General features: G+C 72.8%; 12 protein-coding genes. 1 reads left to right on the plus strand and 11 read right to left on the minus strand.

The window, feature by feature from the left end; all coding sequences use genetic code 11:
- Position 1: 1 nt before the first annotated feature.
- The 4 genes from Aeryth_RS13290 to Aeryth_RS13305 form a co-directional block, all read right to left on the minus strand.
- Positions 2-961 (minus strand): glycosyltransferase family 2 protein, encoded by a 960-nt coding sequence (locus tag Aeryth_RS13290; protein ID WP_067859615.1) that lies wholly within the window; start codon positions 959-961, stop codon positions 2-4.
- Positions 958-1,407 (minus strand): FAD synthase family protein, encoded by a 450-nt coding sequence (locus Aeryth_RS13295; RefSeq protein ID WP_236749743.1) that lies wholly within the window; start codon positions 1,405-1,407, stop codon positions 958-960. Before Aeryth_RS13295 ends, Aeryth_RS13290 begins: the two co-directional genes overlap by 4 nt.
- Before the next feature lie 117 nt (positions 1,408-1,524).
- Entirely contained in the window at positions 1,525-2,448 is a 924-nt protein-coding gene (locus Aeryth_RS13300) for a glycoside hydrolase family 16 protein (RefSeq protein ID WP_067859618.1), read from the minus strand.
- A gap of 17 nt (positions 2,449-2,465) precedes the next feature.
- Complete coding sequence (locus tag Aeryth_RS13305; protein ID WP_067859621.1) at positions 2,466-3,233, minus strand: RNA polymerase sigma factor; 768 nt, start codon at positions 3,231-3,233, stop codon at positions 2,466-2,468.
- Positions 3,234-3,476: 243 nt separating this feature from the next.
- Between Aeryth_RS13305 and Aeryth_RS13310 the strand changes: the two genes are divergently transcribed.
- Complete coding sequence (locus Aeryth_RS13310) at positions 3,477-4,721, plus strand: Wzz/FepE/Etk N-terminal domain-containing protein (RefSeq protein WP_067859629.1); 1,245 nt, start codon at positions 3,477-3,479, stop codon at positions 4,719-4,721.
- Positions 4,722-4,753: 32 nt separating this feature from the next.
- Here Aeryth_RS13310 and Aeryth_RS13315 read toward each other — a convergent pair whose 3' ends face one another.
- From Aeryth_RS13315 to adh, 7 genes are all read right to left on the minus strand, one after another.
- A complete protein-coding gene (locus Aeryth_RS13315; RefSeq protein WP_083516448.1) occupies positions 4,754-6,235 on the minus strand; it encodes a lipopolysaccharide biosynthesis protein in 1,482 nt (493 codons plus the stop codon).
- Positions 6,228-7,547: an O-antigen ligase family protein gene (locus Aeryth_RS13320; protein WP_067859635.1), complete on the minus strand. Its 1,320-nt coding sequence runs from the start codon at positions 7,545-7,547 to the stop codon at positions 6,228-6,230. The genes Aeryth_RS13315 and Aeryth_RS13320 overlap by 8 nt, the downstream gene beginning before the upstream one ends.
- Positions 7,544-8,248 (minus strand): CDP-alcohol phosphatidyltransferase family protein, encoded by a 705-nt coding sequence (locus Aeryth_RS13325; protein WP_067859637.1) that lies wholly within the window; start codon positions 8,246-8,248, stop codon positions 7,544-7,546. Before Aeryth_RS13325 ends, Aeryth_RS13320 begins: the two co-directional genes overlap by 4 nt.
- Before the next feature lie 10 nt (positions 8,249-8,258).
- Positions 8,259-11,084 carry a fibrinogen-like YCDxxxxGGGW domain-containing protein gene (locus Aeryth_RS13330; RefSeq protein ID WP_067859638.1) on the minus strand — a complete coding sequence of 942 codons (2,826 nt, stop codon included), beginning with the start codon at positions 11,082-11,084 and terminating at the stop codon, positions 8,259-8,261.
- A gap of 136 nt (positions 11,085-11,220) precedes the next feature.
- Positions 11,221-13,539: a fibrinogen-like YCDxxxxGGGW domain-containing protein gene (locus Aeryth_RS13335; RefSeq protein WP_067859639.1), complete on the minus strand. Its 2,319-nt coding sequence runs from the start codon at positions 13,537-13,539 to the stop codon at positions 11,221-11,223.
- A gap of 115 nt (positions 13,540-13,654) precedes the next feature.
- Positions 13,655-14,068, minus strand: coding sequence for a DUF779 domain-containing protein (locus Aeryth_RS13340; RefSeq protein WP_067859640.1), 414 nt, complete (start codon positions 14,066-14,068; stop codon positions 13,655-13,657).
- A gap of 97 nt (positions 14,069-14,165) precedes the next feature.
- On the minus strand, positions 14,166-15,689 hold the full coding sequence (adh, locus tag Aeryth_RS13345) for an aldehyde dehydrogenase (RefSeq protein WP_067859641.1): 1,524 nt from the start codon (positions 15,687-15,689) through the stop codon (positions 14,166-14,168).
- Positions 15,690-16,813: the final 1,124 nt, after the last annotated feature.

The raw sequence follows: 16,813 nt of genomic DNA on the forward strand, positions 1-16,813 counted from the left end.
GTCAGATGCCCTTTCCGAAGCGTCGCGCGACGGTGACGACGGCGCCGGGCGTCAGCAGACGCAGACCGACGGCGAGCGCCAGCCAGGCGCGCAGGGTGGTGGGTCGCAGCGCCAGGGCCTGCCGGGCGTGCCGGCGGCCGGCCCGACGCTGACCGGAGGAGACCTCGCCGAACGCGATCTGCGAGAGCATCCGCGCGTGCGCCGCGTCGTCGTCGGCGAACTGCGGGTGCTTGTGGAGGAGGTAGGTGAGCGCGGCGGCGTAGTCGGCCCAGCGCCCGAAGAAGTAGGACTGGCCCTGCCAGCGCACCCGTACGAGGGGCTCGTTCACGAGTCGCACGGGCGCGAGCCGCGACGCCGCCAGGAGCACGTCGGTGTCCTCGGCGTAGCCACGCGGGAGGTCCTCGTCGATCATGCCGATCTCGTCGACGAGCGCGTCGCGCCGGAACACGAAGCTGCTGGAGTGCAGGCCCCCGAACCGCTCGCGCACGAGCTCGGCGTGCGAGACGACGTCGGCGGGGACGAGCCGGTCGGTGAGGCGCTCGCCGTCGTCGACCTGCATCGCGGTGGCCACCAGCCGGGCGTCCGGGTGGTCGCGGAAGAGCGGCATCTGGGCGGCCAGCTTGCCCGGTAGCCAGGTGTCGTCGTCGTCCAGGAAGGCGACGAACGGGTGGCTGGCGGCCAGGATGCCGGTGTTGCGGGCGCCGGCGAGGCCGCGGACGCGGTCGTTGACCACGGCGCGCAGGCTCTGGCCCGGCAGCAGCGCGACGTCGGGCAGCACCGGCTCGCAGGCGTCGAAGACCACGACGACCTCGACCGGTCCGGCGTACTCCTGCAGCAGGACGCTGCGCACGGCCTCGGCCATCAGCGTCGGGCGGTCGTGGGTGGGCACGACGACGGTGACGGGCGGTGCGTACGGGGTCGTCGCGGCGTCGAGCGCCTCGACCGCGCTGTCGACGCTCACGCGAGCCCCTCCAGCTCGGCACCGGTGAGATGGGCGCGGAGCATGGTGCTCGACGTCTGCCGCGTGTACGGGTAGTAGACGACGTCGACGCCGATCTCGCCCATCGTGCGCTCGAGCCGGTAGCCCTTGGGCGTGCCCTGCCAGTCGTCGCCCTTGAAGATCACGTCGAAGGGCCGCTGCTCCCACACCATGCGCTTGTCCTCGGAGCGGTCGATGACCACCTCGTCGACGATGCCGAGGGCGGAGATGATGTCGATGCGCTCGTCGCACGGCACGACGGGCTGGCGACCCTTGAGGATCTCGACGTACTCGTCGCTCGCGACGCCGACCACGAGGTGGCGGCAGCGGTGCCGTGCCCGGCGCAGCAGGTTGAGGTGGCCGACGTGGAACATGTCGAACACGCCGCTGGCGTATCCCACCCCGTAGGTCGTGCGCGTGATGCTCACCGGTTCTCCGATCCCCTGGACGTTCGTGCATGCCTGGAGAGCGGAGGAGCGTGGGCGCGTGACGCAGGACGAGGCCGATTCGGGCGTGTCTCAGGTCACGAACGCGAAGTCAGGACTTCAGTCCCGGGCGGGACGAGGACGGAAGACCCGGACGTGGTCGATCTCGAAGGTGGCCGGGAGCCCGGTGGTGCCCGGGCGCTCGGGATCGAGGCGGCCCCAGTAGCTGCTGCCGACCTGCAGGTTGAGCCGGATGTCGACCGGACCGTCGAGCGCTCGGCGCAGGCGCGGCTCGCGGTCGAGGTCGACGAAGCCCGTCGTGCGGCCGTCGAGCGAGAACCGCAGGCAGCCGGGCGTCCAGTCGACCGCGTAGGTGTGGAAGCCGTCGGCGAGCGGCTCCGCGGCCCGCCCCCAGCCGCCGACCCGCCGGTACCCGGGAGGGGCGGTGGTGTCCTCGTGGACGGTCCAGGCGTACTGCTCGGACATCGCGCTCCGCTGCCGGGAGGTGGGGGTGCCCCACGCCTCGACGACGTCGATCTCGCCGGGCAGGTCGGAGGCCCGCAGCCAGAAGGCCGGCCAGAGCGCCCGCGAGCGGCCGGGCTCGACGGGGAGCCGAGCCCGCACCTCCCACCGTCCGTGCTGCTGGGCGAAGTGGCCGATCGTGTCGAGGTAGCCCGTGCTGACGGGACGCTCGCCGGAGGTGTCGCCGGCCGGGTCGGACCGGGCGGTGATGCGCAGGCGCCCGCCGCGCACCTCGACGGCGTCGGCCCGGATGCGGGCCTGGTCGAAGGACAGCGTCGTGTCGTCGCGGACCGTCCAGCGGTCGGGGTCGACGCGGGTGCCGGAGAACTCGTCGTGCCACGCGAGCCGACCCTGCGCAGGGTCGGAGAGGTCGAGCCGGTCGACGTCGCCGGTCCGGCAGGGCACCGCGTCGGCGGTCGGTGCGTCGGAAAGGCCGCCTCCCGGCCCGACCAGCCGCACCGTCACGAGCAGACCCGCCGCGAGGGCGAGCAGCACCACGACGAGCAGGACCCTGCGACGCACCCGGTGGCCTGCGGACGTCAGGCGCGGACGCCGGCGACGGCCTGCTGCGGGGCCACGACGCGGGCGTTGACGTCCTCGAGCTCGAGGTAGCTGGCCATGCAGGACGGGCAAGCCTCGAGGTGGACGTGGATGCGCTTCTGCTCGCGCATGCCGACGGTGCGCCGCACGAGCGACGCGAGCCGGGGACGCAGCTGACGGCACTCGTCGCTGGCCTCGACGCCGTCGGCGGCGACGTGCTGCGCGAGGTAGGCCTCGCGGAGCCCGGCGCGGGCGCGGTACACGAGCGCGGAGACGCCGTTGGCCGTGAGACCGAGCCGGTCGCTGACCTCGTGCGGCTTGAGTCCTTCGACGTCGAGGTACCAGAGCACCGTGCGCCAGCGCTCGGGCAGCGACGCGAAGGCGGACCGGACGAGGTCGCGCTCGAACGTGTCGAGCTGTCCGTGCCCGAACGGCACCGCGGTGTCGATCGTCGCGAGGTCGTCCGTCGGCTGGACGCGCTGGCGCAGCCGTCCCCGTCGGGCGGCCTCGTGGCGGACCGAGGTCAGCACGTACGCGCGGAAGGCACGCTCGGGACCGAGACCGCGGCGGAGCTGGCCGAGCACCTGGGCGAACGCCTCGGACACGGTGTCTTCGGCCTCGGTCGGTGCGCCGAGGCGCCGGGCGAGGCGCAGGGCCACGGGCCGGTACCGGCGGAACAGCTCGGCATAGGCGTCGTCGTCGCCGTCCCGCGCGAGGGACAGCAGGTGCGCGTCGTCCAGCTCTACGCCGGACGCGCGCGCAGACATGCGCGATTCATCGATGGACATCTGAACTTTCCCCTGGATCGTTCCCCGCCCTCCACCGTGGTGACGGTCTCCGGCCGGGACTGCCCGCGTTCGTGACACAGGCAGTTGCAACTCGGCCATAGTAACCGGGTGAGACAGCGGGTCAATGGCTCAACTCACAGGCACGGACGCCCGCCCGCGGCGTCATGAACGAGGCCGTCGTCGCTCCCAGTGCATGACGTCCCGCACCCGAGGAGCTCCTGCATGCAGTCCGCACCACCTCAGCCCGCCCAGCTCAGTGAGCTCGCCGGCACCCTGCGCCGACGCTGGCGCGTGCTCGCGCTGGGTGCGGTGGTCGGCGTCCTGCTCGGCGTCCTCGCCTGGGTGCTGCTGCCCGTGACGTACACCGCCACCACGTCGGTGCGGGTCGTGCCGGTCGACGTCAGCCCCTCCAGCGGATCGAGCCCGACGCTCGACGTCGCGACCGACGCCCAGCTGGTGACGTCCGGCGACGTGCTGACGGCCGCCGCCGACGACCTCGACACGTCGGCGGGCGCCCTGAGGAGCGGGGTGTCGGTGACGAACCCGCCCGACACGGCCGTCCTCGACATCGCCTACACGGCGTCGACGCCGCGGGCGGCGGCGGCCGGGTCGCGTGCGGTGGCCGAGGCGTTCCTCACCGTGCGCGGCGAGGCCGCGGCCACGACGGTGCAGGAGCTGCAGGAGGCCACCTGGGACCGCATCGACATGCTCGAGGACTCGGCCGACCGCTACCCGAAGGACTCCCCCGCCCGTGAGTCGATCCTCACCGAGGCGAAGACGCTGGGCACCCGCGCCGCGGAGCTGGCGACGGTCGACACGTCGCCCGGCCGGGTGCTCGGCGCACCGGCCACCCCGTCCGCTCCGTCGTCGCTCGGCGTGCTGCCGCTCGGCGTGGCCGGCCTCGCGCTCGGTCTCCTCGTGGCCGTCCCGGTCGCGCTGACCCGTCGGGACCGCGCGCCGGATCCCGGCGTCATCGCCAGCCCGCAGGACCTCGGGACGGGGCAGGGCTCGGCGGTGCTCGACGGCACGGCCGACGCCAGCCCGGAGGACACCTGGGACGTCGCCGCGCTCATGCTCGACCTCCCAGCGACCGCGCCGGCCGACGGTCCCGTGACGCTCCTCGTCGACGGGTCCGTCGGCACCCAGTCGGGAGAGGGCCTGGCCGAGGCGCTGCGCCGCCGCGGCCTGCCCGTGCGGCACGTCGACGCGTCGGCCCTGCTCGAGAGCAAGATCGCGCGCGGCTGGCCCACGGACCGCAAGAAGGCGACCTGGGCGGGCGAGCTCGTGGTCGTCGACTCCTCCGCGCTGGCCTCCGACGCCCTCGTCGCGACCCTTGGCACCCGTGTCGACCACGTGGTGCTGGCGCGGTCGGTCGACGACGACGCGGTCGCGGCACGTCGCGTGCGCAGCCTGCTGGCCGTGCAGGGCGTCGACGTCGCCCTGACGGTCCTGCTCCCGCGCCGCTGAGCAGCACCCGGGAGCGGCCCGGGCCCGGTGGGTCAGACGGCCCGGAGCCTGGCCAAAGCGACGAGGCCGAGCCGCTCGCGCGCCACGACGCCCACGACGACGTGGACGATGGCGACCACGGCGGTCGTGGTGACGGCCACCGTCCACGACGTGCCCCACAGCAGCAGCGCGAGCGCGCTCGGGACGAGGACGAGCACGACGGGCAGGGCGGCCGCCCAGAGGATCGGTCGCCACGGCGGGCGCACGCCCATCAACACCTGCACCTGGTAGCCCACGACGAGGGTGTCGACGACGATGGTCGCCGCCCAGGCGACGGCCGCGCCCTCGATGCCCCAGTGCGGGACGAGCAGCGCCAGCAGGAGGAGGTCGAGCACGAGCGCCCCGGTCTTGTCGGCGAGCTGCCAGCTGCTGCGCCCGGCCATGAGCAGCACGCTCTGGACGGCGCCCGCGGCGGTGGCCACCGCCATCGCAACCGCGAGGACGCGCAGCGACGTCGCGCCCGAGGTGAAGTCGGGGCCGAAGATCGAGAGCACGGGCTCGGCGAACACCGCCAGCACGGCGTAGAACGGCCAGGCCGCCCACACCATGGCGGCGGTGACGACGCCGTACAGACGTCCCACGAGCGCCGTGTCGCCGCGGGCCGACGCGCTGCTGATCGCCGGCCCGACGGCGATGCGCGCCGCCTGCTGCACGACCTCGCCCGCACGGGCGCAGCGCGTGACCACGGCGTACACGCCGGCCTCGGCCGGCGACGCGAGCACGCCGACGACCACGACGTCGGCCCACTCGAGGACGACCTCGACGCACGCTGTGGCCCCCCGTGCCGCGCTGAATCCCCAGAAGCCCGGGTAGGCGCGACGCGGGGTCCGCGTGCGTGGGACGTGCCGCAGGGCGAGCGCGATGGCGACCACGAGCACGAGCGGCACCGGCAGCAACCACGCCGCCACAACCTCGCTGACTCCCCACCCGGCCAGGACGGCGACCCCGACCGCGACCACGCGACCGGCGGGCAGCAGGACGTTCTGCAGCAGCGGGTAGGTCAGCGTGTCGCCGGCACCGCGGGAGACCCCGAGGGCGAGGGCGGTCAGCGAGGCCAGGACGGCGAGCGGGACAGCGGCGACGACCACCGCGGGGGCCAGGCCGTCGGGCGCGGTCGCGAGCGCGAGGGGGACCCCCACGAGCACGACGAGCGCACCGCCGACCAGCACGGGTCCGACGGCGGTGCGTACCACCCAGCCGGTGTCCTCGGCCCGACCCCGGGCCCGGGTCGCCGCGACGAACCGGACGAGTCCGGTGTCGGCGCCGAGCTCGGCCGTGTTGGCCACCACGACGAACACCGCGACCACCAGGAAGTACACGCCCGAGCCCTCGACGCCGAGGTGGCGACCGACGAGGGCGGCGAGCACGAGGTTGACGACGGCGCCGAGCGCGCCACCCACCAGGTTGGCGACGGCGGCCGCGCCGAGGCCCGAGCGCGCTCCCGCCGTCGTCGGCCCTGCCACCGCCTCAGTCATCGGCGTCGAGACCGTAGCGCCGACGCAGCAGGACGGCGGCGACGAGGGCGATGGCGAGCAGCTGCACGATGTCGAGGCCGTAGACGACGATGGCCAGGCTCGAGACGACGAGAGTCGCGTGCAGGGCCACGTCGACGTCGTCGCGGCAGGCGCGGGTGCGCCACGTCGAGCCCCAGAGGAACAGCAGGAACAGGCCGAGCCCGACGAAGCCGAAGCTGAACATGAGGGTCCACACGTATCCCTGGGTGCCGACCGAGAGCGCCTGCTCGGCCGACGGGCGAGGGGCCCCGAAGCCGAGCAGCGGAGACTGCAGCGTCCGCTGGATGGTCTCGGCGTACAGGGTGAACCGGGCACCGTTGGACTGGCCGTACTCCTGCCGGACCTCGAACTGCGTGAGGAGGCCCTGCCACATCAGCACCGCGCCGGTGAGCAGCCCGAGCACGGCCAGGGCGACCACGGGAGCCGCGCGGTCGCGCAGGGCGTACCGGACGAGCACGTAGACCCCGGCGAGCGCGAGGGCCGCGAACATGCCGCGGTTCGACGTCGCCATGGCCGGCACGACCATGACGCCCGCGCCCACGAGGATCGCGGCGCGCAGCAGCAACGACCGGGTGGAGAGGAAGCAGGCCAGCGCGACCGGGGTGAGGACGAGGATCGCGACGCCCCAGCTGTTCGCGTACGGGAACGGCGCGGACGGGCGGACGAAGGCCTCGGGGGCGCCCCACGGGTGCTGCACCTCGGCGAACGGCGGGAAGAAGAGGTCGCGGACGTAGGAGTTCTCGGCGATCGACCCGGGCAGCAGCATCCCCACCGGCGTCGTGAGGCGGGTCTCGGGCAGCAGCATGCCGAGCAGCCCGCCGACGATGACGAAGAACCACAGGAACGTCAGTCCGTGGACGATCCTGGCCCGGGTGAGCCGCGTGCGCGCCGCGACGGCGTAGACGAAGGCGATCGCGACGAAGGCCATGATCGCGAGGCGGAACGCGAAGCCGAGCAGGCGCGGTCCGGTGTCGATCATGACCGACGACGCGAGCATCCAGAGGCAGAGCCCGACGATCGCGCCGACGCCGGGGACCCAGATCGCGCACCGGCGCGCCAGCAGGAACCCGAGCATGACGAGCGCCAGGGTGACGGCTCCGGGCACGACGGTGACGCCGAGCAGCCACATGACGGGGAACCCCCAGAGCATGGTCAGCAGCGGCCAGGCAGGGAGCGGGTCGGGCGGCAGCCGCGGCGCGGGGACGGCGTCGGGAAGGCTGCTCGGTGCGGCGCCGGCCGCTCCGTCGACGGGCGGGGCCGCCGCGCTGGTCACAGCGCCCGCAGCGCCCGCAGGCGCCGCTGCAACGTCATGACCATCAGCAGGAGGTTGGCCGCGGCCAGGAGGCCGTAGCCGAGCAGGAAGAGGGGGGTGACCGGCCACAGCAGGAACACGAGGTTCTGCACGCCGACGTCGGCGGGGAGCTGCACCACCGACGACCAGCGTCCAGCGGCCGCGGCGCGTGCCCCGCGGTCGGGCACGAGCTGCTCGGCCAGGATCTGCGCGAAGAACCGCACCGACGCGACGAACGCGTAGCCGAGCGGCAGCAGGGCCCACGCGGGGTCGAGGTCGGTGTGCCGCAGGAGCGCCACGGCCACCACGAGGTGGACGGCGAGGGTGCGGGCGGCGTCGACGGTGTGGTCGAGCCACTCCCCCGCCCGCGACCCGCCGCCACGCAGCCGCGCCAGCTGGCCGTCGGCGGCGTCGAAGGCGAACGCGGCCTGCAGCAGCAGCACGACGACCACGGCCGCCAGGAGCATCGGCGGGACGACGACCAGCAGCACGAGGGCCGCCACCACGAGAGCCGCGCTGACGGCGGTGACCTGGTCGGGCGAGGCGCCGACGCGGTGCGCGAGGGCCGCGACCCCGCGGCCGAGCCTGCGGTTGACCACCCGCATGTAGAAGGGCACGCCGGCACCGTCCTTCTGCGCCGCGGCAAGGCGGTCCCAGGAGGTGCGGACGTCGAGGGCGGTCACGGCGCGGACCTCAGCGCGACGCCACGACGGACGCGTCGAGGCTCGCGTTCGGCGTGGACCGGTAGTTGGAGTGAACCTCGGCGGTGACGACGTTGGTCCCGTCGCGCAGCGCCGACGACGGCAGGTCGACGCGCACGGGCGAGGCCGTCGCCGCCGTGGTGCTGGGCGCCGACGTGGCGTAGGTGGTCGACGTGAGTGACCCGCTGGGCAGGTTGACGCGCGCCACCTCGACCCCGTTCACGCGCACGAGCACGCCGTCGTCGGCGCGGGTGGTGAGCACGTAGCGGGTGAACGCGTCGACGTCGGTGAGGTCGAAGCCGGTCCGGTAGTAGGCGGTGACCGCCCGCCGGGTGCCCGCGGGCACGTCGACGTCGGTCGCGATCGAGCTCCCGCCCCAGCCGAGCGGCGCGGCTCCGCGCCGCCAGCCGGAGCTGTCGAAGCCGTCGCTCGTCCAGGCCGGGTCGACGGCGTTCGCGTCGTCGAACCAGTAGGCCCACGTGGCCCCGGTGGGGAGCACGGTGCTGCTCACCGTCGGACGCACGACCGACGTCGAGGCGGACCAGTTGCCCTGACCGTCGCTTGCGCGGACGAAGAACCGGTCGTCGACGTCGGAGCCGGGCACCTGGACGGACGTCGACGACGTCACGGCGACCACGCGGTCGTCGCGCAGGACCTCGTAGCGCACCCCGGCGGTGGAGGACGGCGACCACGAGACCGTGGCCGTCGAGCCCTCCAACGAGACCGCCGGGCCCGACGGTGCTGCAGGCGCCGTCGACGGTCGCTGCGCGAACCGCGCGAACCCGCCGGAGAACTGGTTGGAGCCGTTCTCGCGGACGCTCGTCTGGATCGACCCGCCGGCCCAGAGGGTGCCGTCGCTGGCCACCTCGACGGCCCAGACGCCGTAGCCGCCGCGCGACTTCCACTGCGGGGCGAACGTGCTCACGAACGCACCCGACGCGGCGTCCCAGGCCCCGAGCAGGGAGATCTTGCCGGCCTGGCGCCAGGGGACGGGGTTCTGCCCCACGCCCCAGGTGTCCCAGCTCGTCGTGCCCTCGAACACCCAGTCGCCGCAGTGGCACCCGCCGTAGACCACCCGGCCGCTGCTCCCGATCGCCTGCAGGTCGCCGCCGGACTTCGTGATGCTCGTGTCCTGCAGCGCCAGGGTGGAGCGGTCGTAGGAGAACATGCTGTGCTGCGATCCACCCAGCCACACCTTCGAGCCGACCTGCTCGACGGCCTGCTGGTACGTGGCTCCGGACGTGCTGAAGGTGGGGTTCCACGCCGGGTCGGTGACGGGCGCCCCGGCCGCGGTGCTGATCGCGACACCGTTCTTGACGGCCGTGGAGCCCGAGGCGGTCATGTACCCGGCGAGGTAGACGCGGCTGCCGTCGTCGTCGACGTCGAGCGACGCGACCGCGCCGTTGAGGTTGGGGTTCCACTGCCCGTCGCCGTTCCCGGTCGACAGGGTGATGCGTCCGGCGTTGCGCGCGAACCACGACGACGTGCCCTTGACGAGGTGCGTGAAGCTGCCGCCGACGTAGAGCCGCCCGTCGGACACGTCGAGGCTGCGCACGCTGACCTTGCCCGAGCTGCCACGGTTCTCGACGACGGTGCTCCAGGACGGGGAGAGCGTGCCGGCGGTGTCGAGCACGGCGAGGCCGGTGCGTCTCTGGCCGTTGACGCTGGTGAAGTCGCCGCCGACGGCGAGCCGGCCGTCCGGGAGCGCCTTCAGCGCGCGCACCTGGTTGTCGAACGTCGGCCGGAAGGAGGAGATCCATGCGCCCGTCGAGACGTCGAACGCGGCGAGGTAGGACTGCGCCGCGCTCTGGGACCCGTCCTGGTTGCGGACGGTGGTGAAGTTGCCGCCCACGTACATGACGTTGCCGATCTGGGCGAAGGCCTGCACCTCGGTGGCGAGCTCGCCGGTGCCGGCCGCGCCGGTCCCGGTGACGCCCCACGGCTGGGCCAGGGAGCCGCTGCGAGCGACGGGGAGCGCGGTGACGGCTGCCGTCCCGCTGTCGGGCACCGCGGCGAACGACAGGTCGGCCTGACGCAGCCGGGGCCGCAGGTAGACCTGCGTGAACGGCGTGGCGTCGCCCGTGCCCTTGGAGTACAGGTAGCTCGAGGCGTCGGTAGTGCCCTGGACCGCGGAGTTGTAGTTGAAGCCGCGGACCCAGCCGTTCCCGCTGTACTCGTTCGTCCAGACCCGGCGGAAGTTCTGGCGACCGCCGTCGTTCGTGCCGAAGTCGAGCGTGGTCTGGCCCGAGAACCGGACCCCGTCGAAGGAGGAGCCGGTGAGCGGGTGGCCGGCGCCGAACGCCCACGACCACGAGGCGAGCGAGCGGAGGGAGAAGCGGACCTCCTGCCACGCGCTTCCCTGCGCGTCCTTGGCGCGTCGCAGGCGGACGCCGTCGGGCAGCGCGTCGACCGCGCCACCGTCCAGGAGCGCGTCGATGGTCGCCGACGAGAGCCGGCGCGGCCGGAAGGCGGCCTGGCCGGTGACCGGTGAGGCGACCTGCGCGGTCGTGCCCTGCGCGTCACCGTCCCACGTCCACCCGTCGCGACCACGCCCCACCAGGACCCAGCCACCACCATCGGTCGTCATGTCGCAGTAGAACTGCGTCGGCGTCCGCAGCTGCGGCGTCAGCAACCAGTAGAGCCCGTCGGGAGACGACGGAGCCACCTGCTTGACCTCCCAGCACGACGCCGCCGCCGACGCTGCGCTCGACCCGTCCGGCACCCCCTGCGCCGCGCTTGCCGCCGACGGCACCCCCGCCAGGCTCGCGACGGTGGTGGCGGAGACGACCAGGGCCGTCAGGGAGGTCTTGAGGTGCACGACTGTCCTCGCGGGATCGAAGGGGACGAGAGGGGCGTGGGCCAGGGGCTCACGGGGAGGGAGAGTGGGCGGAGCCGGCCTCATGACGCGGCAGTGCCCACCGGCGGCGGTGGGTCGCCTCACACGACGGGGCGGTTCAGGACCCGATGGCGCGTACCACGCGGGTGGAGGCCGACCAGTTGCCCTGGCCGTCGCTCGCACGCACGAAGAACCGGTCGTCGGGGCCCGAGTCGGGCACGCGCACCGACGTCGCCCAGGAGACGGCCACGACCCGGTCGCCCCGCAGGACCTCGTACCGGACGCCGTCGCCCGCCGAGGCCGACCACGAGACCGTGGCCGTCGAGCCCTGCAGCGACACCGCCGGCGCCGTGGGGGCTGCCGGGGCCCGGGAGGGCCGGGCCGCGAACCGCGCGAAGCCGCCGGAGAACTGGTTGGAGCCGCCCTCGCGGATGCTCGTCTGGATGGAGCCACCGGCCCAGAGGGTGCCGTCCTTGGCCACCTCGACGGCCCAGACGCCGTAGCCGCCGCGCGACTTCCACCGCGGGGCGAACGTGCTCACGAACGCACCCGACGCCGCGTCCCACGCCCCGAGCAGCGAGATCTTGCCCGCCTGGCGCCAGGGCACCGGGTTCTGGCCGGTGGACCACGAGTCCCAGCTCGACGTGCCCTCGAACACCCAGTCGCCGCAGTGGCACCCGCCGTAGACCACCCGGCCGTCGCTGCCGATCGCCTGCAGGTCGCCACCGGCCTTGGTGATGCTGGGGCTGCGCAGTGCGAGCGTGCGGGCGTCGTAGGCGAACATGCTGTGCTGCGAGCCGCCGAGCCACACGAGCGACCCGACCTGCTGGACCGCCTGCTGGTAGGTCGCGGAGCGCTTGGTGCTGAACGTCGGGCTCCACGCCGGTGAGACGAGCCGCGCCGCCGAGGTCGTGACCGCCACCGCGTTGCGCACGGTCGCGCCGCCCTTGCGCGTCATGTAGCCGGCCAGGTAGACGCGCTGACTATCGGTGGACACGTCGAGGTCGGCCACGGTGCCGTTCAGGTGCGGCTGCCACTGGCTGTCGCCGCGTCCGCTCGGCAGCACGACCCGTGCGGCGTACGGCAGCGCCGCGGCACCCGTGCCACGCACGACGTGCGAGAAGCGTCCGCCCAGGTAGAGCCGGCCGCCGGCGACGTCGAGCGTGCGCACCGAGGCCCGACGGTCGCCGCCGCGTCGCTCGACGCCCGTGGTCCACGTGCGGTCGAGGGTCCGCTTCGCGGTGAGGACGGCCAGGCTGGAGCGACGCTGGCCGTCGACGCGCGTGAAGTCGCCACCGAGCGCGAGCCGGCCGTCGGGCAGCGCCTTCAACGCGCGCACCTGGCCGTCCAGCTTCGGCCTGAACGAGGAGATCCACTCCCCCGTCGAGGCCCGGAACGCGGCGAGGTACGCCTGGGCGACCTTGCGCGACCCGTCCTGGTTGCGCACGGTCGTGAAGTTGCCGCCCACGTACATGACGTCGCCGACCTGGGCGAAGGCCTGCACCTCCGTGGCCAGCTCGCCCGTGCCGCCCGCACCCGTGCCCGTCACGCCCCACGACTGCGGCAGCGACCTGCTGCGGGCCACGGGCAGCGCCGTGACCGCCGCCGTCCCGCTGTCAGGCACCGCCGCGAACGACAGGTCCGCCTGGCGCAGTCGCGGACGCACGAAGACCTGCGTGAACGGCGTCGCGTAGCCCGAGCGGGTCGCGTAGAGCGCGCTGCTGGACGAGGTCGAGCCCGTCACCGCGCTCCCGTAGCCGAAGCCGCGCACCCAGCCGTTGTCGGCGGACTCGAAGGTCCACACGCGGCGCAGCCGCTCGGCCGCGGCCGTCGACGTCGTGCCGGCGTCGCGGGTGGTCTGCCCCGAGAACTGGACCCCGTCGAAGGAGGAGCCGGTCAGCGGGTGGCCGGCGCCGAACGCCCACGACCACGACCCCATGGACCGCAGCCGCCACCGCACCTCCTGCCACGCCGTGCCGCCGGCGTCCTTCGCGCGACGCAGACGCACCCCGTCCGTGAGCTGGTCGACCCGATGACCGCCGAGCAGCGCGTCGATGGTCGCCGCGGACAGCTTGCGCGGCGAGAACGCGGCCTGGCCGTTGATCGGTGAGGCGACCTGCGCGGTCGTGCCTTGCGCGTCACCGTCCCACGTCCACCCGTCGCGACCACGCCCCACCAGGACCCAGCCACCACCGTCGGTCGTCATGTCGCAGTAGAACTGCGTCGGCGTCCGCAGCTGCGGCGTCAGCAACCAGTAGAGCCCGTCGGGAGACGACGGAGCCACCTGCTTGACCTCCCAGCACGACGCCGCCGCCGACGCTGCGCTCGACCCGTCCGGCACCCCCTGAGCCGCGCTCGCCACCGACGGCGCAGCCACCAGGCTGGCGACGACGAGGGTGCAGGTGAGCAGGGCTGAGCACGTGCGGGGGCGACGCATGGGGGTCCTCTCCGGCGGCACGGTCGTCGGGGGGATGGGGGGAGACCGCGCTCCACGGGGTAGGAACCATCAGCGCCCCGATCATGACGCGGGTGCGGACGTCCGTGCGTCGCGCTCAGTCGACGGGCGCGAGCGCGGCGGTCTCCTCCTCCGTGAACACCCGCGACCGGATGATGAAGCGATGCCCCGTGGGGCCCTCCAGCGAGAAGCCGGCACCGCGTCCCGGGACGACGTCGATGGTGATGTGCGTGTGCGACCAGTACCGGAACTGCTCGCGCGAGATCCACACCGGCACCAGACCGTCGGGGTCGACGTCGCTCGCGCCGATGTCGAGGTCGCCGAGGTGCACGTCGGACGGTCCCGTCAGGAAGAACCCCTGGGTGTAGCACATGGGGGCCGACCCGTCGCAGCACCCACCGGACTGGTGGAACATGAGTGGCTTCGCCTGCTCGGCGCGCAGGGTGCGCAGCAGCGCGGCGGCGTCGGGGCTGACGTCGACGCGGGTGGCCGCGGTCGGCTGCTCGGACATGGTGGTCACCTCTCGGGCGGGACGGACGAGGTCGGGTGCGGGAACGCCGGGGGCCCGACCCCTCGTGGAGGGGCCGGGCCGCGACGTCACCGTGGGCTCAGAAGAAGCCCTGGGCGTTCTGCGAGTACGAGACGAGGAGGTTCTTCGTCTGCTGGTAGTGGTCGAGCATCATCGAGTGGTTCTCGCGGCCGATGCCGGACGACTTGTAACCGCCGAACGCGGCGTGCGCCGGGTAGGCGTGGTAGCAGTTCGTCCACACGCGGCCGGCCTGGATGTCGCGGCCCGCGCGGTAGGCGGTGTTCGTGTCGCGCGACCACACGCCGGCGCCGAGCCCGTAGAGCGTGTCGTTGGCGATGCTCATGGCGTCGTCGTAGTCCTCGAACCCGGTGACCGAGACCACCGGACCGAAGATCTCCTCCTGGAAGATCCGCATCTTGTTGTGGCCCTGGAAGATCGTCGGCGCCACGTAGTAGCCGCCCGAGAGGTCGCCGCCGAGGTCGACACGCTCGCCGCCGGTGATGACTCGGGCACCCTCCTGCACGCCGATGTCGATGTAGGACAGGATCTTCTCGAGCTGGTCGTTGCTGGCCTGCGCGCCGATCATCGTGTCGGTGTCGAGCGGGTTGCCCTGCTTGACCAGCTTGGTGCGGTCGGTCGCGGCGGGCAGGAACTGCTCGAGGATGGAGTTCTGGATGAGCGCGCGGCTCGGGCACGTGCACACCTCGCCCTGGTTGAGCGCGAACATCGTGAAGCCCTCGAGAGCCTTGTCGTAGAACGCGTCGTCGGTGCGGGCGACGTCCTCGAAGAAGATGTTGGGGCTCTTGCCGCCGAGCTCGAGCGTGACGGGGATGAGGTTCTGGCTGGCCATCTGCATGATCAGCCGGCCCGTGGTCGTCTCGCCGGTGAACGCGATCTTGCGGATGCGGCTGCTGGAGGCCAGCGGCGCGCCGGCCTCGGCACCGAAGCCGTTGACGACGTTGACGACACCGGCCGGGAGCAGGTCGGCGACCAGCTCCATCAGCAGCATGATCGACGCCGGCGTCTGCTCGGCGGGCTTCAGGACGACGGCGTTGCCGGCCGCCAGCGCCGGGGCGAGCTTCCAGACGGCCATGAGGAGCGGGAAGTTCCACGGGATGATCTGTCCGACGACGCCGAGCGGCTCGTGGAAGTGGTAGGCGACGGTGTCGTCGTCGATCTGCGACAGGTGCCCCTCCTGCGCGCGGATCGCGCCGGCGAAGTAGCGGAAGTGGTCGACGGCGAGGGGCAGGTCGGCGGCCAGGGTCTCGCGGACCGGCTTGCCGTTGTCCCAGGTCTCGCCGACGGCGAGCATCTCGAGGTTCTGCTCGATGCGGTCGGCGATCTTGTTGAGGATGTTGGCGCGCTCGGCGACCGACGTCTTGCCCCACGCGGGGGCGGCAGCGTGCGCGGCGTCGAGTGCCTTCTCGATGTCGTCGGCGTTGCCCCGCGCGATCTCGGTGAAGACCTTCCCGTTCACGGGCGAGACGTTCTCGAAGTACTGGCCGCTGGACGGGGCGACGTACTCGCCGCCGATCCAGTGGTCGTAGCGGGGCTTGTAGGAGACGACGGAACCGTCGGTCCCGGGCTGGGCGAACACGCTCATGGAAGTGACTCCTCGCGGGGTGGGATCTGGTGCGAGTGACGCTAGTCACAGCTTCGTTGCAACGACGTTGTCCCGACGTTGCACCCGCTGCAACGTCGGGAGTACCGCTGGTCGAGTCGTCCGACCAGTGACACGCTCCGCTGGTCGAGCAGCGGCCACGCGCTGGGGGCACCTCCCGCTTGCGGGGGCGGAACGAGCGCCTTGAATGCGTATCGAGACCACCCGGCAACCGCCCAGCGCGAACCAATCCCCAGCGACAGCCCAGAGTGGTCTCGATACGTCTCCGCCAGCTCCTCCGTCGCAGCGTCGACTACTCGACCAGCAAAGGATTCCGCTGGTCGAGTAGCAGGGACGAGCTTGCGAGGTCCCTGCGTATCGAGACCACCCGGCAACAGCCCAGCGCGAGCCAACCCCCAGCGACAGCCCAGAGTGGTCTCGATACGTCTCCGCCAGCTCCTCCGTCGCAGCGTCGACTACTCGACCAGCAAAGGATTCCGCTGGTCGAGTAGCAGGGACGAGCTTGCGAGGTCCCTGCGTATCGAGACCACCCGGCAACAGCCCAGCGCGAGCCAACCCCCAGCGACCACCCAGAGTGGTCTCGATACACCTCCCCTCGCTGGCGCTCGTGGAGGCACTCGACCAGCGGTGGATTCCGCTGGTCGAGTAGCGGCACGCGCGACGAAGGAGCGCCGTGGCCGCGTATCGAGACCACCCCGCAACGGACCAGCGCGGGCCAACCCCCAGCGACGGCCTGGAGTGGTCTCGATACACCTCCCCTCGCTGGCGCTCGTGGAGGCACTCGACAAGCGGTGGATTCCGCTGGTCGAGCAGCAGGGACGAGCTTGCGAGGTCCCTGCGTATCGAGACCACCCCGCAACGGCCCAGCGCAGGCCAACCCCCAGCGACCGCTGGGTGTGGTCTCGATACACCTCCCCTCGCTGGCGCTCGTGGAGGCACTCGACCAGCGGTGAATTCCGCTGGTCGAGTAGCAGGGACGAGCTTGCGAGGTCCCTGCGTATCGAGACCACCCGGCAACAGCCCAGCGCGAGCCAACCCCCAGCGACGGCTGGGAGTGGTCTCGATACACCTCCCCTCGCTGGCGCTCGTGGAGGCACTCGACCAGC

This window comes from Aeromicrobium erythreum (genome assembly GCF_001509405.1).
In the GTDB taxonomy this organism is placed as follows: domain Bacteria; phylum Actinomycetota; class Actinomycetes; order Propionibacteriales; family Nocardioidaceae; genus Aeromicrobium; species Aeromicrobium erythreum.